13 protein-coding genes and 1 pseudogene are annotated in these 18,434 nt (G+C 68.5%); 7 read left to right on the top strand and 7 right to left on the bottom strand.

Annotated elements, in window-relative coordinates:
- Position 1: 1 nt before the first annotated feature.
- Positions 2-655, bottom strand: coding sequence for a sulfite oxidase-like oxidoreductase (locus DOL89_RS14295; RefSeq protein ID WP_119679751.1), 654 nt, complete (start codon positions 653-655; stop codon positions 2-4).
- A gap of 195 nt (positions 656-850) precedes the next feature.
- Between DOL89_RS14295 and DOL89_RS14290 the strand changes: the two genes are divergently transcribed.
- Both DOL89_RS14290 and addB read left to right on the top strand, forming a co-directional pair.
- Positions 851-3,247: a mechanosensitive ion channel domain-containing protein gene (locus DOL89_RS14290; protein WP_225889810.1), complete on the top strand. Its 2,397-nt coding sequence runs from the start codon at positions 851-853 to the stop codon at positions 3,245-3,247.
- Positions 3,248-3,379: 132 nt separating this feature from the next.
- The gene (addB, locus tag DOL89_RS14285) at positions 3,380-6,364 is read left to right on the top strand and encodes a double-strand break repair protein AddB (RefSeq protein WP_119679749.1); all 2,985 of its coding nucleotides are present in this window, start codon (positions 3,380-3,382) and stop codon (positions 6,362-6,364) included.
- A 325-nt stretch (positions 6,365-6,689) separates the two neighbouring features.
- Here the strand turns inward: addB and DOL89_RS14280 are convergent, their stop codons facing one another.
- Both DOL89_RS14280 and DOL89_RS14275 read right to left on the bottom strand, forming a co-directional pair.
- Positions 6,690-7,535: an ABC transporter permease gene (locus DOL89_RS14280; RefSeq protein WP_119679748.1), complete on the bottom strand. Its 846-nt coding sequence runs from the start codon at positions 7,533-7,535 to the stop codon at positions 6,690-6,692.
- Between the two features lie 4 nt (positions 7,536-7,539).
- The gene (locus DOL89_RS14275; RefSeq protein WP_119679747.1) at positions 7,540-8,361 is read right to left on the bottom strand and encodes an ABC transporter permease; all 822 of its coding nucleotides are present in this window, start codon (positions 8,359-8,361) and stop codon (positions 7,540-7,542) included.
- Between the two features lie 107 nt (positions 8,362-8,468).
- Between DOL89_RS14275 and DOL89_RS14270 the strand changes: the two genes are divergently transcribed.
- Together DOL89_RS14270 and DOL89_RS14265 are read left to right on the top strand one after the other, a co-directional pair.
- Positions 8,469-9,092 carry a regulatory protein RecX gene (locus tag DOL89_RS14270; RefSeq protein WP_119679746.1) on the top strand — a complete coding sequence of 208 codons (624 nt, stop codon included), beginning with the start codon at positions 8,469-8,471 and terminating at the stop codon, positions 9,090-9,092.
- Between the two features lie 175 nt (positions 9,093-9,267).
- On the top strand, positions 9,268-11,268 hold the full coding sequence (locus tag DOL89_RS14265) for a hybrid sensor histidine kinase/response regulator (protein WP_119679745.1): 2,001 nt from the start codon (positions 9,268-9,270) through the stop codon (positions 11,266-11,268).
- 7 nt (positions 11,269-11,275) lie between these two features.
- On the opposite strand, the gene nth is transcribed toward DOL89_RS14265, so the two are convergent.
- The gene (nth, locus tag DOL89_RS14260) at positions 11,276-11,929 is read right to left on the bottom strand and encodes an endonuclease III (RefSeq protein WP_119680449.1); all 654 of its coding nucleotides are present in this window, start codon (positions 11,927-11,929) and stop codon (positions 11,276-11,278) included.
- Between the two features lie 219 nt (positions 11,930-12,148).
- Between nth and DOL89_RS14255 the strand changes: the two genes are divergently transcribed.
- The gene (locus DOL89_RS14255; RefSeq protein WP_119679744.1) at positions 12,149-12,688 is read left to right on the top strand and encodes a DUF2244 domain-containing protein; all 540 of its coding nucleotides are present in this window, start codon (positions 12,149-12,151) and stop codon (positions 12,686-12,688) included.
- A 52-nt stretch (positions 12,689-12,740) separates the two neighbouring features.
- Here the strand turns inward: DOL89_RS14255 and DOL89_RS24945 are convergent, their stop codons facing one another.
- Positions 12,741-13,328, bottom strand: coding sequence for a hypothetical protein (locus tag DOL89_RS24945; RefSeq protein WP_162937526.1), 588 nt, complete (start codon positions 13,326-13,328; stop codon positions 12,741-12,743).
- A 255-nt stretch (positions 13,329-13,583) separates the two neighbouring features.
- Positions 13,584-16,010: a patatin-like protein gene (locus tag DOL89_RS14250; protein WP_119680448.1), complete on the bottom strand. Its 2,427-nt coding sequence runs from the start codon at positions 16,008-16,010 to the stop codon at positions 13,584-13,586.
- A 288-nt stretch (positions 16,011-16,298) separates the two neighbouring features.
- Here DOL89_RS14250 and DOL89_RS14245 point away from each other — a divergent pair, with 288 nt between their 5' ends.
- Positions 16,299-17,180 (top strand): methylated-DNA--[protein]-cysteine S-methyltransferase, encoded by an 882-nt coding sequence (locus tag DOL89_RS14245; protein WP_162937525.1) that lies wholly within the window; start codon positions 16,299-16,301, stop codon positions 17,178-17,180.
- A gap of 5 nt (positions 17,181-17,185) precedes the next feature.
- Here DOL89_RS14245 and ddpX read toward each other — a convergent pair whose 3' ends face one another.
- Positions 17,186-17,737, bottom strand: a complete 552-nt coding sequence (gene ddpX / locus DOL89_RS14240; protein ID WP_119679742.1) for a D-alanyl-D-alanine dipeptidase — start codon at positions 17,735-17,737, stop codon at positions 17,186-17,188.
- Between the two features lie 78 nt (positions 17,738-17,815).
- On the opposite strand from ddpX, the pseudogene tsaB reads away from it, so the two are divergent.
- Positions 17,816-18,415: pseudogene (tsaB, locus tag DOL89_RS26025) on the top strand (tRNA (adenosine(37)-N6)-threonylcarbamoyltransferase complex dimerization subunit type 1 TsaB); the annotation flags it as partial.
- Positions 18,416-18,434 lie beyond the last annotated feature (19 nt).

Genomic DNA, 18,434 nt, shown 5'->3' with positions numbered 1-18,434 from the left:
GTCAGGAGTAGCGCTGCTCCGTCCAGGGGTCGCCCTCATTGTGGTAGCCGCGCTCCTCCCAGAAGCCGGGCTGGTCCTCGGCCACGAACTCGATGCGCTTCACCCACTTGGCGGATTTCCAGAAATAGTATTTGGGGATGATCACGCGCACCGGCCCGCCATGCTCGGTCGTGATCGGCTTGCCTTCCCAGCTATGGGCCAGCAGCACGTCCTCATCGTTGAACACCTCCAGCTTCACGTTGGTGGTGTAGCCGTCATGGCTGTGGAAAACGATGTGCCGGGCGTCGGGCTTGGGCTTCACCACGGACAGCAGGTGCCGGGCCGAGACGCCGTCCCAGTGGTTGTCGTAGCGCGACCAGGCGGTGACGCAGTGGATATCGGTCAGGAACTGCTGCTGCGGCTGGGCCTGGAACTGCGCCCAGTTCCAGGTCACCGGATTCTCCACCAGCCCGTCCACCGTCAGCTCCCAGCTCTCCAGCGGAATCTCCGGCTGGATGCCGAGGTCGAGCACGGGCCAGTTCTTCACTTCCCGCTGGCCGGGCGGAAGGCGGTCCTTGCCGCCGCCGCCGGTCAGGAGGTGGCCCGCCTTCGCCAGCTTCTCCTTGGTGTCCACCAGCTTCTGCCTGATCTGGCCGGTCGTATCGTCCTGGGACATGGGTCTGTTCGCCTGATGAAATGAGCGCTTGGGGCCTAACATAGCGGCGGGTGCCGGGTTTCGCGAGGGGGCGTCATGCAGCTATGCCCGGACATGCCGGCGCCGGCGGTGAAATTCAAAAGGGGTAGGCGGGTTGGCAGGAGAGAGGCCCCCGGCTACTCTGCGCCTTTCCCGAACGATGTTGCAGAGCACCGGATGTCTTCGACGACCCGCGCACTCCGCGCGATGCTCCTCCTCTTTCCGCTTCTCCTCCTGCTGCTGGTTCCAGCGTTGCCCGCCTGGGCGCAGAGCGCGGCGCCGGCGCCTGCCGCCACGGCGGCCGAACCGAGCGCTGCGGAGCTGGAGGAGCTGATCGCGACCATCGAGGATGAGGGGCGGCGCAAGGTCCTGCTCGGCCAGCTCCGCACGCTTCTCGCCGCACAGGCGGAAGGGCAGGCGGAGGAGGAGGAGACGCTGGGCACCCGGCTCCTCTCGGAGCTGTCGGAGCGGGTGGAGGCATTCAGCGGCCAGATCAGCGCAGCCGGTCGCACCCTGGCCGACGCGCCGCGTGCCGCGACCTGGCTGCGCAACCAGATTTCCAACCCGCAGCAGCGGCAAACCTGGGCCGGCCTGATGCTGGCGCTGGTGGTGGTGGTGGTGGCCGGCTATGCCGCCCGGCTGATCATCATGTGGCTGTTGCGCGGCCCGCGGCGGGCGCTGGGCGCCCGCGATCCGTCGGGCTGGTTCACCCGCATCCTCCTGCTGCTGCTCCGCGCGGTGATGGATCTGCTGCCCGTGGCCGCCTTCGCGGTGGCCGGATACGGCGCCCTTTCGATCACCGATCCGCCGCGCGTGGTGCGGCTGGCGGCGATCACCTTCCTGAATGCCAGCCTAGTGGTGCAGGGCGTGCTGGTCCTCGCCCGCGCGCTGGTCTCACCCGAACAGCCGAACCTGCGGCTGCTGCCGGTCTCCGACGAGACGGCCCATTATCTGGTGATCTGGACCCGCCGCATCGCCGTGACCGCCGTCTACGGCTATTTCCTGGCCCAGGCTGCCCTGCTGCTGGGCCTGCCCCGGGATGCCTTCAACGCGCTGCTGAAGCTGGTCGGGCTGGCGGTCACGGCCATGCTCGTCATCCTGGTGCTGCAGAACCGCAAGCATGTTGCGGACTGGTTGCGCGGACGGCGGGACGGCCACACGGACAATGCCGATGACATCGCTCTGGCCGCCGCGCTGTCCGGGGAGGCGACGGTCACGGAAGCCGCCGGGCCGGCCGCCGCCAGCCCCGGCACGGCCCCGGACCTGACGCCAGCGGAGGAGGGAACCGGCCAGCGCCGCAGCCGGGCTCTGCGCGCCGCCCGCCGCCGGCTGGCGGAGATCTGGCACGTCCTGGCCATCGTCTACATCGTCGCGATCTACGCCATCTGGGCGTTGCGGATCGAAGGCGGCTTCGAATACATCGTCCGGGCCACGGTCACGACGCTGATAACGCTGGTGGCCGCGCGCTATATCGGCGCCGCCGTGGACCGGCTGATCCGGCGGGGCTTCGCCATCGCGCCGGAGCTGAAGGCGCAGCACCCGAGGCTGGAGCAGCGGGCCAACCGCTATCTGCCCATCCTGCACCGGGTGCTGAAGGGCGCGATCTGGGTGGTGGCCGCCCTGGTGGTCCTGCAGGCCTGGGGCGTCGACAGCTTCGGCTGGCTGGGTTCCCCCTTCGGGCAGCGGGTCAGCGCCTCCCTCGTCTCCATCCTGCTGATCCTGGTCATGGCGCTGGCCGCCTGGGAGGTGGTGAGCGGCCTGATCGAGCGCTATCTCAGCGCCACCGACAAGCAGGGCAAGACGGTGGAGCGGAGTGCGCGCATGCGCACGCTGCTGCCGCTGATGCGCAACGCCTTCCTGGTGCTGCTGAGCACGCTGGTGGTGTTGACGGTGCTGTCGGAAGTGGGGATGGACATCGCGCCGCTGCTGGCCGGCGCCGGCGTCATCGGTCTGGCCATCGGCTTCGGCGCCCAGACGCTGGTCAAGGACGTCATCACCGGCCTGTTCATCCTGATCGAGGACTCGATCAGCGTGGGCGACGTGGTGAATGTCGGCGGGATCGGCGGGTCGGTGGAGGCGATCAGCATCCGCTCCCTGCGCCTGCGCGACATGACCGGCACGGTCCACACCATCCCCTTCAGCAACGTCACCAACGTCGCCAACCTGACCAAGGATTTCAGCTTCTACGTCTTCGATGTCGGCGTCGCCTACCGCGAGGATACAGACCGGGTGGTGGACGTGCTGAAGCAGCTCGGCAGCGAACTTCAGGCCGATCCGGCGTACGGGGCCGTGATCCTGGAGCCGCTGGAGATCATCGGCGTGGACGCCTTCCGCGACAGCGCCGTCATCATCAAGGCCCGCTTCAAGACCAAGCCGATCAAGCAGTGGATGGTGGGGCGCGAGTTCAATCGCCGCATGAAGAAGCGCTTCGACGAGCTGGGGATCGAAATCCCGTTCCCGCACCAGACCGTGTATTTCGGCACGGACAGGGATGGCAGGGCGCCGGCGGCCCGCGTGCTGCTGGAGAATGCCGACCTGTCCCGGACAGTGACCAGCGCCGCCAACCAGGAATAGGCGGGCCGGTCAGGACCCGGCGCTTCCCCCTGGCCCGCAGCGATCCGCAAGAGGAGGGGGAGCGCCGCGCAATGTCTACCCCATCCTGCTCCGCACCCGTTATCATGCCCGCTCCCGCCTTCCGGAGCCGTCATGACCCGTCCCGCCATCTTCACCCTGCCGCCGACCCTGCCCTTCGTGGATGCGCTGGCGGCGGGAATCGTGGAGCGTATCGGGGAGGAGCCGCTGGCGCTGAGCCGGGCAACCGTGCTGCTGCCCACCGCCCGCGCCGTCCGCTCCCTGCGGGAGGCGTTCCTGCGGCTGTCGGACGGGCGGCCGGTGCTGCTGCCCCGGCTGGCCCCGCTGGGGGAGGTGGATGCGGACGACATCTCCCTGACCATGGAGGGGCTGGCGGGCAGCGCCGGCGGGCTGGACGTGCCGCCCGCGATCTCCCCCCTGCGCCGCCAGCTCCTGCTGACCCAGCTCGTCAAGAAGGTGCCAGACCTGGCCGCCACCACGGCCCAGGCCGCCAATCTGGCCAAGGAGTTGGCGAAGCTGCTGGACCAGGTGCAGACGGAGCGGCTGGATTTCGCCCGGCTGCACGATCTGGTGCCGGAGGATTATTCCGAGCACTGGCAGATCACGCTGAAGTTCCTGGAAATCCTGACCGAGCTCTGGCCCGGCATCCTAGGGGAGCTGGGGCTGGTCGACCCGGCGGTGGAGCGCAATGCCCGGCTGGCGGCGCTGGCGAAGGCGTGGGAGGCGGTGCCGCCCCAGGGGCCGGTGATCGCCGCCGGCTCCACCGGCTCCATCCCCGCCGCGGCGGATTTGCTGGCCGTGGTGGCGCGGCTGCCGCAGGGCTGCGTGGTGCTGCCCGGCCTGGACTTGGAAACGGACGCCGCTACCTGGGCCGCGCTGGACGAGGCGCACCCGCAATATGGCCTGAAGCAGCTCCTCGCCCGGCTGGGGGTGGAGTGGGAGGAGGCGCGGCCCTGGCCGGTGCCGGACCATGTCCACCACCGCTCCAGCCCCGCCCGCACCCGCCTGCTCGCGGAGGCGCTGCGCCCGGCGGAGACGACGGAGGCTTGGCGCGACCTTCCGCCCGTGGGGCCGGAGGTGCTGGACAACCTCTTCCGCCTGGACGCCCCCAGCTCGCAGGAGGAGGCCGGAACCATCGCGCTGATGTTCCGGCAGGTGCTGGAAACGCCGGGCCGCACCGCCGCCCTGGTCACCCCGGACCGCAATCTGGCCCGCCGGGTGGCGATGGAGATGCGCCGCTGGGGCATCGAGGTGGATGACAGCGCCGGCCGACCCTTGGCCCAGACGCCGGTGGGCAGCTTTCTGCGCCTGCTGGCCGATGCCGCCGCCAACCCGGCCCCTGTGCCGCTGCTCTCCCTGCTGAAACACCCGCTGGCGGCGGCGGGGATGGAGGGCGGCGAGTTCAAGCTGCGGGTGCGCGACCTGGAACGCGCCGTGTTCCGCGGCCCCCGCCCGGCAGAGGGTCTGGACGCGCTCCGCAGCGCCATCGAACTGGCGGAGGATCGCAGCTTCGACCGGCCGGCACTGCGCGGCGCGCTGGTGGCGCTGGTGGACCGGCTGCGGGAGCGGATGGGTCCGATGCTGGAGGCCATCGAGGACGGGGTGGAGCTGCCCCTGACCGGCTGGCTGCGCCTGCACATCCAGTCGGCGGAAGCGCTGGCCCAGACGGCGGAGGAGACCGGGGCCGCCCGTATCTGGCGGCATGAGGATGGCGAGGCCACGGCCCGCTTCATCGACGAGCTGCGCGAGGCGGCGCACGGCTTCCCCGCTTTGAAAGGTCCGGACTACGCCGCCCTGATCGAGGTGCTGATGAGCGGGCTGTCGGTGCGCCCGCGCTTCGGCCTGCATCCGCGGCTGCACATCTTCGGCCTGATGGAGGCGCGGCTGCAGCAGTTCGATCTGGTCGTGCTGGCCGGGCTGAACGAGGGCACCTGGCCGCCGGCCCCCGCCGCCGACCCGTGGATGAGCCGGCCGATGCGCACCCGCTTCGGCCTGCCCAGCCCGGAGCAGCAGATCGGCCAGACCGCCCACGACTTCGCCATGGCCGCCGGTGCCGGCGAGGTGGTGTTGAGCCGCGCGCAGCGGGTGGAGGGCACGCCGACCGTGCCGTCCCGCTGGCTGCTGCGCCTGGACGCGGTGCTGGACCGGGCCGGGCTGGCCGGGCGGCTGCGGGCACCGGCGGCGCGCTGGCTGGGCATCCAGGCGGGGCTGGACTGGCCGGCGGAGGTGAAGCCCTGCGCCGCCCCGGCGCCGAAGCCGCCGGTGGAGGCGCGGCCGCGCAAGCTGTCCGTCACCCAGATCGAAACCTGGATGCGCGACCCCTACGCCATCTATGCCCGCAAGGTGCTGAACCTCCAGGCGCTGGAGGAGATCGACGCCGATCCGGGTGCGGCGGAGCGCGGGCAGATCCTGCACCAGGCCCTGGACGAGTTCGTGCGGGCCTGGCCGGACAAGCTGCCCGCGGATGCGCTGGACCAACTCCTCGCCATGGGCCGCCGCGCCTTCGGCCCGCTGCTGGAGCAGCCCGGCGTCTACGCCTTCTGGTGGCCGCGCTTCGAGAAGGTGGCCCAATGGTTCATCGGGATCGAGCAGGAGCGGCGGCGCGGCGGCACCCATCCGCTGGCAACCGAAGTCTGGGGCAAGGTGGAGCTGCCCGGCCCCGCCGGCCCCTTCACCCTGACCGCCAAGGCGGACCGCATCGACCGGCTGGGCGATGGCGGGCTCGGGCTGGTGGACTACAAGACCGGCACCCCGCCCAGCCCCAAGGAGGTCCGCCTCGGCATGGCCCCGCAATTGCCGCTCGAGGCGGTGATCGCGAAGGCCGGCGGCTTCGACGGGGTGGCGGCGGCCGATGTGGGCAACCTCGCCTTCTGGCGGCTGTCCGGCAACGACCCGGCCGGCGAGATCAAGGAGGTCAGGGAGGACCTGCCGGCCCTGGCGGAGGAGGCGCGGGCCGGTCTGATCGAGCTGATCCGCCTGTTCGACGATCCCGACACCGCCTACGCCTCCGTCCCCCGCCCCGGCTGGGCCCCCCGCTACACCGACTACGCCCATCTGGCGCGGGTGGCCGAGTGGTCGGCCGGGGGCGGGGAGGAGTGAGGGGGGCTTTTCGCCCAGGCTCACCCGGTAAGACCGCCCCGCCCTCGCCCTAGCCGCCTGCGGCGTCTGCCTTCGGCAACGACAGGCTCAGGGTGAGGGTGGGGCTCGGTGAAGATTTCTGGTTCAGGTTCTGGCTGAGGTCGTAGCCCCATCCCCTCACCCTGAGCCTGTCGAAGGGCGAGGGGATGGGGCGGGTGCCTTCGCAAGAACCCCGCTTACCCAGGAACCCCGAGGGCGGTGCTTGTGGCTCTGGGTCCCGGCTTTCGCCGGGATGACGGAGAGGAGAGCGGCTGTTTCACTTCCGGCGGGGCGGGGGCTCATCCCCCTACCCCTTCAAATGCCATCCCCGCCGGTACAGCGCCGCCGTCAGCGCATAAAGCCCGGCGATCACCAGAACCAGCACCGCCGCGGACAGCCAGGGGCTGGTCTGGGCGGTGCCCAGCATGCCGTAGCGGAAGCCGTCGATGGCGTAATAGACGGGGTTGGACAGAACCACCGTCTGGAACCAGCCCGGCATGCCCTCGATCGGGGCGAAGACGCCGGAGAGGAAGCTGATGGGCATGAACAGGAAGGTGAAGGCGGCGGCCATATGGTCCCACTTCTCCGCCGCCTGCCCCACCAGCAGCCCGGCCAGCGACATCATCAGCGCGCCGAGCGACGCGAACAGCAGCGCCGCCAGCGGATGCTCCACCGGCAACGGCCAGAGCAGCAGGGTGCAGAGCCAGATGGCGATGCCGGAGGCCAGCCCCGCCAGCATGCCGGCCAGCACATAGGCCAGCACCGTTTCCCGCGCGGAATTGGGGCTCATCAACTGGTCGGTGACCATGCCCTCGATCTTGGAATAGAGCAGGGAGAAGGAGGTGTTCTCCGCCCCCTTCAGCAGCACCGACAGCATCACCAGCCCCGGCACCAGGAAGGTCAGGACAGCGTCCCCCTCCGGCGTGCCGCGCTGCCCGCCGAGGCCGAAGGCGAAGCAGAGGAAATAGATCACCGACATCACCGCCGGGCCGATCACCACCATGCCGATCAGCTTCCTGACCCGCAGCAGCTCCCGCTCCAGCAGGGCCTGGAAGCCGGCCCAGTGGAAGGCGGGGATGCTGCGGCTGATGGCGGGGTTGAAGGCCCCGGCCACCCGGGCCGCGGGCGTGTCGGCTTCCAGCGGTTTCCGCATGGTCTCAGGCCTTCAGCTTGTAGCCGCTGGACAGCAGCCGCATCGCCACCGCCAGCAGGGCCGCGTTCACCGCCAGCAGCACCACGACCCCCTGCACCAGCGTGCCGTCCGTCTGGCCGATGAAGCCGTAGCGAAAGCCGTCGATGAAATAGAAGAAGGGGTTCAGGTGGGCGATGAAGCGGAACAGCTCCGGCACCGCATCGATGGAATAGAAGGTGCCGGACAGGAAGGAGAGCGGCGTCACGATGAAGTTCGTCACCGCCGCCATGTGGTCGAACTTCTCCGCCCAGATGCCGCCGATCAGGCCCAGCAGCGACAGCAGCATGGCCGCCATCACGGCATGGAACAGGATGAAGAACGGGTTGTGGATGCCCAAGGGCACGAACACCCAGATGGCGGCGGCCGTCACCAGCCCCACCATCAGCCCGCGGATCACCCCGCCCAGAACGAAGCCCGCCGCCAGTTCCCCGGCGGACAGCGGCGGCATCAGCACATCCACGATGTTCCCCTGGACCTTGGAGACCAGGACGGAGCTGGAGGTGTTGGCGAAGGCGTTCTGGGCGATGGACATCATGACCAGGCCCGGCCCCAGGAACTTCAGGAAGGGCACGTCCCCCACCATCCGCACCACCCCGCCGAGCGCCAGGGCGAAGACCGCGTAGAACAGCAGCGTGGTCACCACCGGGGCGGCGATGGTCTGGATCCAGACCTTCAGGAAGCGCCGCACCTCCCGCCCCAGCAGGGTCTGAAGCCCGATCCAGTTGACGGCGCCGACCTGACGCGGGGCCGGAAGCGGTTTCGGCAAGGTAGGGCTGGGCTGATGCATGAGATGTCCTGACGGGCTGACTTCGCCTGCGCGCCGGTGGGAACCGGTGTAGAAAGGTGACCGGGAAGTTAATCACCCGCGGCTGCGGGGACAATGGGGCGGCACGCATGACGGATGCCAGCGAACGGAACGGCGGAAGCGCCGGGGACAAGCGCGCCGGCCGGCAGGGGCCGAAGCCGCCGAAGCGGGTGAGCCTTGAATATCTGGAGCGCGCCGCGCTGCATTACCTGGAACGCTATGCCAGCAGCAGCGCCAATCTGCGACGGGTGCTGATGCGCAAGGTCCACCGCTCCGCCCAGTTCCACGGTACCGATCCGGAGGAGGGGGCGCGCTGGGTGGAGGATCTGGTGCAGCGCTATACGGGCAGCGGTCTGCTGAACGATACGGCCTATGCGGAGATGAAGGCGTCCGGCCTGCAGCGCCGCGGCGGCTCCACCCGCATGATCCGGCAGAAGCTGGCGGCCAAGGGCGTGGGGGCGGCGGAGATCGACCAGGCCATGGGCGGGCTGGAGGGGGCGGAGGAGGGCCGGGCGGAGCTGGAGGCCGCCATCGCCTATGCCCGTCGCCGCCGGCTCGGCCCCTTCCGCGACGCCGTGCGCCGGGACAGGCTGGCGGAATCGGGGGAGGAGCGGGCGCGGTTCGACAAGGATCTCGCCGCCATGGCCCGCGCCGGCTTTGATCTCGGCACCGCCCGCCAAGTGCTGGAGGCGGAAGACCCCGATATGCTCTGATTGCAGGGAAACCGGTTTCCTGTCCATATTGGGATAGGTCCGGCTGTGCGCTCCGCTCCAAAGAGCTTATGTCGCCGACTAGCGCGCTTCGCTAGAATTGATCAGATCATCAGCCACCCCTGGCTAGTAAAGCATGCTGTAAATCGCATGCAGAACGAGGTATTTTAGCGCAGAAATGCTTGTCGAATTCGGCACATTCGCGTTGCGATGCATTGACCGGGCGGCCCTGCTGGAGGGAATGGCGCGGCAGGCGGCGAGCGCGCTGGGGGCGGACCGGTCCCTGATCGCGCTGCGCGGCGCGGATGCGGACCTGTTCCGGGTCGAAGCCGTAACCGGCTGGCCGCAGGACATGATCGGTCAGCCCCTGACGCCTGACGGTATGGCCTTTCTGGCGGCCACGACCGGCGAGCCAACGGCGGGCGTGGATGATGTCAGCCGGGATCAGCCGCCCCCGCCCGGCCTCGAACTGCTGCGCCGGCATGGGCTTCGGTCCGCTCTGGCCGTCCCGGTGGGGACGGACAACAGCATTGTCGGAGTGATCGAGCTGGCGTCGACGGAGCTGCGCAGTTGGGACGACGGAGCGGACCTTCTGCGAGGATTTGCTTCCCTTTTCGGGGCCGCCCTGGACCGGCTCACGGCGGATGCGCGGCGGAACGAAACGCTGGCCCAGCGGGAGGAGGAGTTGCGGCGCTACCGCTTCATGGCGGAAATGCTGCCGCAGATCGTCTGGAGCGCCCAGCCGAACGGGATCGTCGACTATTATAACCAGCGCTGGACCCACTATACCGGCCTGCCGGCCTATTCCGGCAAGGAAGGGGAGTGGGCCGACGCGCTGCATCCCGATGACAAGGAGCAGACCCTGGAGGTCTGGCTACAGGCCGTAGCCACCGGCCAGGCCTATGAGACGGAACATCGGATCCGGCGGGCCGGAGGAGGATGGCGCTGGATGCTGTCCCGCGCCTGGCCGATGCGGGACGAGACCGGGCGGATCGTCCGCTGGTTCGGCACCGCCACCGACATCGACGCCGAGAAGCAGGCCCAGCAGGCCCTTGCCGCCGCCCGTGACGCGGCGGAGCGCGCCAACCGCGCCAAGTCCCGCTTCCTCGCCGCAGCCAGCCACGATCTCCGCCAGCCCCTGAACGCCTTCAGCCTGCTGGTGGGGACCTTGCGCGCTCGGCTGAGCGAACCGCGGAACGTCACGGTGGTGGAGCAGCTCGAGGACAGTCTGGCAGCGATGATCGAGCTGTTCGAGGGGCTGTTGGACCTCTCGAAGCTGGAATCCGAAGCGGTGCAGCTCGACGTGCGGCCGGTCGGCGTGCCGGCGTTGTTCGCGAAGCTGGAGCGGGATTTCGGCCCGACGGCGGATGCCAAGGGGCTGGAACTGCGTATGCGCCCGCTGAATCTGCGGGTGCTCAGCGACGGCACCCTGCTGGAACGCATCCTGCGCAACCTGCTGGCCAATGCGATCCGCTACACCGACCAGGGCGGCGTGCTGATGGCCCTGCGCCGGCGGGGGAACCGGGTGCGTATCGACGTTGTGGATACCGGCACGGGCATCCCGGAGGAGCATCTGGAGGATATCTTCCAGGAGTTCCAGCAGCTGGGCAACCCGGCGCGGGAGCGGGGCGGCGGGCACGGCATCGGCCTTGCCATCGTGCGCCGCGCGGCGGATCTGCTGAACCACCCGATCACCGTCCGCTCCCGCCCCGGGCGGGGGTCGCGCTTCTCCATCGAGCTGCCGGTCACGACGGAGCCGGAGCCCGGCGCGCCCCAGCCCGGCGCCCGCGTCGGTCGGCCGACCTTGCAGGAGGAACTGACCGTCCTGCTGCTGGAGGATGATTCCCTGGTGATGATGGCCACCCGGCTGCTGCTGGAGGCGACGGGTTGCAAGGTGCTGGAGGCGCGGACGGCGGCAGAGGCGTTGTCTCTGGTCCGCGGAGGCGCCCTGCCGGACCTGATCCTGACCGACTACCGCCTGCCGGGGGAGGTTGACGGGCTGGAGGCGGTGCGCCGCCTGCGCGACGCCGCGGCCCTTCCCCTGCCGGCGGTGCTGATCACCGGCGACGTCGCCGACGAGGTCGAACCGCTGGCCCGCGCCGCCGAGGTCCGGCTTCTGCGCAAGCCGGTAAAGCCGGAGGAGTTGCGGCAGTTGGTCCAGCGGGTGCGGGACGCCTGAACCGGGCTCAGGCCCGGCCGCTCTCCTCGGCCGTGGTCTTCGCCGGATAGCGGCAGAGGTCGATCACCGGGCACACGGGGCAGTCCGGCTTGCGGGCCTTGCAGATATAGCGGCCATGCAGGATCAGCCAGTGATGGGCGTGCACCCGGTAATCCTTGGGCACCACCTTCAGCAGCTTCTCCTCCACGGCCAGCACGTCCTTGCCGGGAGCAAGGCCGGTGCGGTTGGAAACGCGGAAGATATGGGTGTCGACGGCCATGGTCGGCTCCCCGAACGCCACGTTCAGGACCACATTGGCCGTCTTGCGACCGACACCCGGCAGTTCCTCCAGCTCCTCCCGCGTGCGGGGAACCTGGCCGCCATGCTTGTCCACCAGGATCTGGCTCAGCTTGATGACGTTGGCGGCCTTGGTCTTGAAAAGGCCGATGGTCCGGATGTGATCGCGCACCGTGGCCTCCCCCAGCGCCAGCATGGCGGCGGGGTTGTCCGCGATCTGGAACAACGCCTTGGTGGCCTTGTTCACGCCCACATCGGTGGCCTGCGCCGACAACACCACCGCCACCAGCAGGGTGTAGGGATTGGAGGATTCCAGCTCGGTCTTCGGCTCGGGCATCCGTTCCGCGAGACGGCGGAAGAACTCCACCCGCTCGGCCGGTTTCATGGTGCCGGCGCGGCTGGCGGGCTTGGCGGCGGTGCTGGTCACGGGCGGGAACTCCAGAATCGGAACGGACGCGGGCCTTTGTTGTTGGGCGGGAGAGTAGCCATCCGCTTCCACCCCCGCAATCGCCGCCGAATCTCCTCCTTTGCGCACGCTTCGCCCGCCCAACGATGCAGTCGCCGCCGCTTGTCCACAGGCCGGAGCGGTGCATATGATCCTGCCATGAGCCAGCCCTCGACATTCCCGGCGACGGATGCGGCCGGACGGGAAGCGTCGTCTTCCCGGACGAACCCGGTATTCCGCGCCGTCCTGCACCCCCACCGCAGCCTGAGCCCGCGCGGCATCAGGATGATCGTCGGCGGGGTCGGGGCGGCCAGCCTGATCCTGGGCGGGGCGTTCTTCCTTCAGGGCGCGTGGCCGATCTTCGGCTTCCTGGGGTTGGACGTGCTGCTTCTCTGGTGGGCGCTCTCCGCCAGCACGCGCAGCGGCCGGATGTACGAGACGGTGGAGCTGACCCCGGCGGAACTCCGGGTGGAGCGGGTGGTGCCGAAGCGGCCGGTGCGGAGCTGGAGCTTTCAGCCCTACTGGCTCCGCGTCAGCATCGAGGACCCGCCCCGCCACGAAAGCCACATCACCCTGACCAGCCACGGCCAGAGCCTGATCATCGGCGCCTTCCTGACGCCGCAGGAGCGTCTGGACTTCGCCAACGCCCTGCGCCGCGCCCTGGACGAAGTGCGGCGGCCGGAGCTGTCGGCGGTGTAGGGGCTGGCTACGTTTTGTTAGGTGTCTTCACCCAAATTGGACTGGAACGGCTTCATAGCGTCTGCTTATCTGAAGGAATCCTGACCCAAACGAATCTGATCCAGTAAAAACTGAATATTAATAAGAAAATAACGCCAGGAGCACAGAGTGCAAGGATGGTAGTTTTGGTCTCTTCGAATTGAGTAGTTAGTATAGGAACCAGAAGGGCTATAAGTGGAAGTAGGGCAAAAAGTGTAAGTACCGGAATCCCTATAAGAAAAGACCTGTCTAATCTTTTGAATTCTAATTCTCGCACGTATGACTCAAAATCAGGAATCTCCTTTCCTAGAATATGTTTGATGTCGCTCTTTATATCTTTCTGGATAAAATTTCCTATGTTCGTTATAGATGTTGCGTTGTCTAACCACAAGAGACCCAGGATAGGTGAAATAACAGGAATAAGGAAGAGTATGCGATTATAAAACAGATCCGTTTTTGTAAAATATGCTCCGGCTATCAGTCCCATTGCGGTAATGTTTAATTTGATTATATTTAATTGAGTGCTGGCACGGAAAAGAATTTCGTTTCTAAGAGCTTTGAACTCCTCCATTATGATGTCAATTTGTTGAGATTTGTCTGTAGTGCTATCTTCTAATACCATGGGCTTGTCCTTATGCAGCTCCTTGGGTTTCTAGAATTAGGCGACTATACCACAAGTTCCTCATTCGTAGCCTTACCCCGATATGTTAATGCTATCTAGTCGCACGTATGCTAACGCTGCAAGGAAATGTTAGAATTATATGTCTCAGAAACGCGGAGCAACTAGCTTCGGTTAATTCGCCATTACTCACGCTAAGCGGAAATGCATGCCCGAGTTAAGTTATTCGTGATTAATGTCAGTATGTATATACAGGTATCAGGCAGAAAGCTGAACAACTGGTTTGTCGGAATACGTACAATCAATCTGTCCTTCCGCACATTTTTCCACCCACTGCTCGGCCAGCCTCAATCCCCGGCTCTCGGGTCCAAGCCGTTCGCGCTCGGTCGCCAGGATGGTGCGGAAGGCGCGGAGCTTCAGGGCGGTGACCTTGTCCGCGCGGGGACGGTTCTCGCCGGCGGCATCCACCACCAGGTCGATGGCCCGCTCCGCCGCGTGCAGCCGGCCCAGAAGATAATCATGCTCCCGGTCGGCGGCGGAGAAGAAGGCGCCGAAGCGGTTCAGCCGCGCGCCCTTCAACTGCACGGGCGCTCCGCCGCGGCGTAGCAGCCGGGCATCCGGCGGGCCGACCCGGTCCACCTTCATCGCATGGTACTCGTCCAGCTCCTTCCAGCCGCTGGTGGAGAAGGTCAGCACGTCCCAGAAGGCAAATCCCAGATAGGCGGTCAGCAGGTCGCCCCGCGCCTCCGCATCCAGGCCCGCCACCATGGAGCGGCCGAATACCTCGTCCACCTCCAGGGTCAGGCTTTCCAGGTCGAACCGCGCCTCCAGACGGGCCAGCGCCCGGTCCAGCCCGCCCACATCGGGGTCCGGGGCCAGATGCAGGATCAGGGCGGTGCGGTCCTCCTCATCCAGGATGCTGCCGTTCGTGATGCCGCGCAGCCGTTCCAGCACGGCGTAAAGGCCGGTCTTCAGGCTGTCCAGCCCGTGCGGGGCCGCAGCGCCGCCGCCGCGGGCGTAGAGACGGTTCAGCTCCCGCATCACGAAGCGCAGGCGGCGGGCGCGGAAGGCTCCGTCGAACGCCATCAGGAAGCGTACCCAGGGGGCGGACTTCCCGTCGGCATCCACCGGCTCGGTCAGCGGGCGCGGGCCGAACACGCCGCGCTCAACCGCCCAGAGGCTGAGGGCGGCATGCATCCGCGCCACCGCCTCCCCATCCGCATGGCCGCCCAGCCCGGCCAGCAGCCGGGCCAGATGATCCAGCACCCCGTCGATCTTCAGGCGCAGATAGGCCTCATAGGCGAAGCCGGCCTCCGCCGCGGCGCGGTTCATGGACATTTCGCGCCAGCGGCCGATCTCGGCTCCGGTCGGCGCTTCCGGAATGCGGCCGCCGATGGTCTCCGCCACCAGGGCGGAGATGCGGGGGCGCGCCGCCTCCACCACCCCGCGCAGCCGGTTGATGCCGGCATTGGTGGCCGCGATCTCCGCCAGCTCGTCGCGCACCGGTTCGTTCCGGGGAATGTCGGACAGGGCTCCGATGATGGTGCGGAAGAAGCCCGGCGCCTCCGTCCGGCCGAGCGGGACCGGCTGCTCCGGATTGGGATCGATATAGACCACGCGCCGGTCCACCTCGCGATAGGCGGGGCGACCCTGGATGGCCGCCAGCGCCTCCGCGAAGGGCTTGTTGTTCAGCACGCTGCCATCGATGAAGCTGGCCTGCTCCGGATCGAAGCCGCAGGCGCGGTAATAGGTGAAGTTGGCGTCGATGAAGCGGGTGCGGTCCGGCCATGCCTCCTCCCGCTCGGCCAGCAGCCGGTCGAGCTGGCGGAGCTGGGTCGGCGGGAATGCGCCGGGGAAGCTGCTGGTGGCGCGGGCGGCGAAAACCAGGCCTGGGATGTTGCCATCCTCGAAGTCGCTCACCACCCGCCCGTCGGCCCCGCGTCGGTACTGGAAGGACAGGACATGCCGATGCTCCCGCTCCTCGATCTCGGCGGGATCATGGGCGGGGATGCGTTGGCGATAGCCGTGGAAGTCGGTGACAGTGACGGACAGCGACAAAGGCAGCCCGGTCGGGATCAGGCTGCATCGCGGCTCCGCCGCCTCCCCCATGGCGCGGCTTGCCTCCAGCAGGAATTCCATCAGCCGGTGCCCGTCGAAGGGCGGGGTGAACCAGCGGGAGCGCACGAACAGGGACAGCTTCTCCTGCGTCTCCGCATCCGGCGCGATCCTGCGCCAGGCCGGCAGGGTCAGCAGGGGGCGCATGAACCACTTGCTCCAGGGCGTGGCGCGCCGGTCCTCCGCGATCAGGCGGGTGACGTCGGCATTCTCCAGCCACAGGGCGGTCAGCGGTTCCAGCGACAGGTCATGGGCCAGGGCGCGGGCCAGGAACACCCCGTTGATGCCGCCCGCACTCGATCCCGACACCACGTCGATCAGCACGCGAAGGTCCAGGCTTTCCCCGATGTCGCGCAGCAGGTCGAAATAGACGGCCTCCGTGTCGAAGGCGCGGTCGCCATCCACATCGGCGAAGCTGGAACCCGTGCGGGCAGCCGGATCGGGCAGGGCGTGCAGCGCCCGGCTGGCCCGGACCAGCTTCCATAGCTCCTTGGTGACCCCGTGCATGTAGACGGCCAGGCTGACGCCGCCATAGCAGACCAGCGCGATGCGCAGTTCCTTTTCCTTCACCGGCACACCTGGAACATCGGCCCCGCCTTCGAGTGTGCGCCCGCGTGGTGCCGCGGGTCAAATGACGGGAATGTGGAAAAGGTTGGGAGAAGGTTTTCCCTACCGTCACCCCGGCGGAAGCCGGGGCCCAGGAGTCCCGAGGAAGGTGCCCGTGGCTCTGGGTCCCGGCTTCCGCCGGGATGACAGGAAAAAGGAAAGGCGGGAACACCCGGACCCGCACCACAGCTTTCGGGTGGCGCGCCAGGTCCCGCCGCCTCATCATCCCGCCGGAAACGGGAGGACCGGGCCATGACCATAATGCTGACAAACGCGCCTGTGGATGAAGAGCTGGACAATGCCGGGCTGATCGTGCAGCGGGCGATCGAGCGGCTGGCGCGGGACTGGCAGGCTCCGCCCGACCTGGACGATCTCGCCGCCGAGGCCGGGCTGTCGCCGGCCCATTTCCAGAAGCTGTTCAAGCGCCGCGCCGGGGTCAGCCCCAAGCGCTTCGCCCAGTTCGTGACGCTGGGCCATGCCCGCCGCCTGCTGCGGGAGGAGAGGGGCGGGCTGCTGGACGCCGCCTACGATCTCGGCCTGTCCGGCCCGTCGCGGCTGCACGATCTGTTCGTGGTGGCGGAGGCCTGCACGCCGGGCGAGTACAAGGCGGCTGGAGCCGGGCTGACCATCCGTTGGGGCGTGCATGATGTGCCGCTGGGCCGCGCCCTGCTGGCCGCCACCCCGCGGGGGCTCTGCTGGCTGAGCTTCGTCGCCGCACCCGGCACCGGCAAGGGGCTGGAGGAGAATCTGGCGGAGCTGCGGGCCGAATGGCCGGCGGCCGGCCTTGTGGAGGACCCGGCGGCGACCGCCTCCATGGCGGCCCGCGCCTTCGAGGGGGTGGGGGAGGGGCCGGTGACGGTGCATCTGCGCGGCACCAATTTCCAGCTCAAGGTCTGGCAGGCGCTGCTCGCCATCCCCTTCGGGCAGGTCACCACCTATGACGCCGTGGCGCGCAGCATCGGCAGGCCGGGAGCGAACCGGGCGGTGGGCAATGCGGTGGGCGCCAATCCGATCAGCTTCGTCATTCCCTGCCACCGGGTGATCCGCAAGACCGGCGTGCTGGACAATTACCGCTGGGGCCCCGCCCGCAAGCGCGCCCTGCTGGCCTGGGAGGCGGCGCGGCTGGCGGGATAGGCCCGCTACATCACCCGCTCCCCCAAGGCGCCATCCTCCACCAGCGGGTAGGATTTCGCATCTGGAAGCTGGTAGTGCCACCACTCATACTCGTACCGCTCCCACCCCGCCGCCGTCATGATGCCCAGCAGGGTGGCGCGGTTGCGCTGGGCCTCAACCGGGATGTCGGTGCGGGCATGGTAGGCCTGCTCCTCCATATCGTCGAAGCCGGTGCCCATCTCCAGCACCGTTCCGTTGGCGGCGGAGAGCGTCAGATCCACCGCCACGCCGCGGGCGTGGTTGGAACCAATGCGGGGATCGGCGATGAAGCGCGGGTCCGGCAGCGCCCGCCACAGCGCCCATTGCGCTGCGGGCGGCCGGTAGCCGTCGAAGATGCGCAGCCGCAGCCCCATGGCCCCGGCCAGCCGCACGGCATCATCCAGCCGCGCCGCCGCCTCCGGGTGCAGCAGGCAGAGCGGCCGCGCATAGATGGGCCTTCCCGTCAGGTTGCTGGCCGTGGCATAGCGGATATCCAGATCAACGTCGAAGGCGGGCGGGGCGATCCGGCGGAACTGCATCGGGCGGTCTGCTGGTTGGGGCGGTGCGGGACGCCAGCTCTACCACGCCCGTCCCGACCGGCCAGTCAAGAGTTCGCCATGCTGACCCTCGGCCTCGAAACCGCCACCAGCGCCTGCGCCGCCGCCCTCTGGTGCGGCAGGGAGCGGCGCGTCCTGGCCGTTCGGGCGGAGCCCATGGCCCGCGGGCAGGCGGAACGGCTGGTGCCCTTGGTGCAGGAGCTGCTGGCGGAGGCGGGGGTGGGCTTCGCCGATATCCACAGATACGGCGCCACCGTGGGGCCGGGCACCTTCACGGGGCTGCGCATCGGGCTGGCGGCGGCGCGGGGGCTGGCGCTGGCCTCGGCAAAGCCGCTGGCGGGGATCACCAGTTTCGAGGCGGTGGCGCACGGGCTGGACCCGGCTGTGCGGGCGGGGCGCACCGTGCTGGCCTGTGTGGAGTCCCGCCGCGACGATCTCTTCCTCCAGCCCTTCGGCGAGGGGCTGCGGCCCCTGGCCGAACCGGCGGACGTGCTGCCCGCCGACCTGCCGGCCTGGGCGGCCCGGCATCTGCCGCCGGGGCCGCTGGTGCTGGCCGGCGACGCGGCGGAGCGGGCGGCGGCCGGCCTGGGCGGCTGGGCGGGCGACATGGAGGTGCGGCCAGGCACGGGGGCGGCGGAGGCCGTGGCCGTGGCGCGGCTGACGGCGGAATTGAGCGAGG

The organism is Indioceanicola profundi, from assembly GCF_003568845.1.
Lineage (GTDB): Bacteria > Pseudomonadota > Alphaproteobacteria > Azospirillales > Azospirillaceae > Indioceanicola > Indioceanicola profundi.
This window is presented reverse-complemented; position numbering and strand designations above follow the sequence as displayed.

What these genes read in the sequence shown, in the direction of transcription:
- DOL89_RS24945 (WP_162937526.1), bottom strand. Translation starts at nt 13,328, where the DNA reads ATGGTATTAGAAGATAGCACTACAGACAAATCTCAACAAATTGACATC.
- DOL89_RS14295 (WP_119679751.1), bottom strand. Translation starts at nt 655, where the DNA reads ATGTCCCAGGACGATACGACCGGCCAGATCAGGCAGAAGCTGGTGGAC.
- ddpX (WP_119679742.1), bottom strand. Translation starts at nt 17,737, where the DNA reads ATGCAGTTCCGCCGGATCGCCCCGCCCGCCTTCGACGTTGATCTGGAT.
- DOL89_RS14255 (WP_119679744.1), top strand. Translation starts at nt 12,149, where the DNA reads ATGAGCCAGCCCTCGACATTCCCGGCGACGGATGCGGCCGGACGGGAA.
- DOL89_RS14290 (WP_225889810.1), top strand. Translation starts at nt 851, where the DNA reads ATGTCTTCGACGACCCGCGCACTCCGCGCGATGCTCCTCCTCTTTCCG.
- DOL89_RS14265 (WP_119679745.1), top strand. Translation starts at nt 9,268, where the DNA reads ATGCTTGTCGAATTCGGCACATTCGCGTTGCGATGCATTGACCGGGCG.
- DOL89_RS14275 (WP_119679747.1), bottom strand. Translation starts at nt 8,361, where the DNA reads ATGCATCAGCCCAGCCCTACCTTGCCGAAACCGCTTCCGGCCCCGCGT.
- addB (WP_119679749.1), top strand. Translation starts at nt 3,380, where the DNA reads ATGACCCGTCCCGCCATCTTCACCCTGCCGCCGACCCTGCCCTTCGTG.
- DOL89_RS14270 (WP_119679746.1), top strand. Translation starts at nt 8,469, where the DNA reads ATGACGGATGCCAGCGAACGGAACGGCGGAAGCGCCGGGGACAAGCGC.
- nth (WP_119680449.1), bottom strand. Translation starts at nt 11,929, where the DNA reads ATGAAACCGGCCGAGCGGGTGGAGTTCTTCCGCCGTCTCGCGGAACGG.
- DOL89_RS14280 (WP_119679748.1), bottom strand. Translation starts at nt 7,535, where the DNA reads ATGCGGAAACCGCTGGAAGCCGACACGCCCGCGGCCCGGGTGGCCGGG.
- DOL89_RS14245 (WP_162937525.1), top strand. Translation starts at nt 16,299, where the DNA reads ATGACCATAATGCTGACAAACGCGCCTGTGGATGAAGAGCTGGACAAT.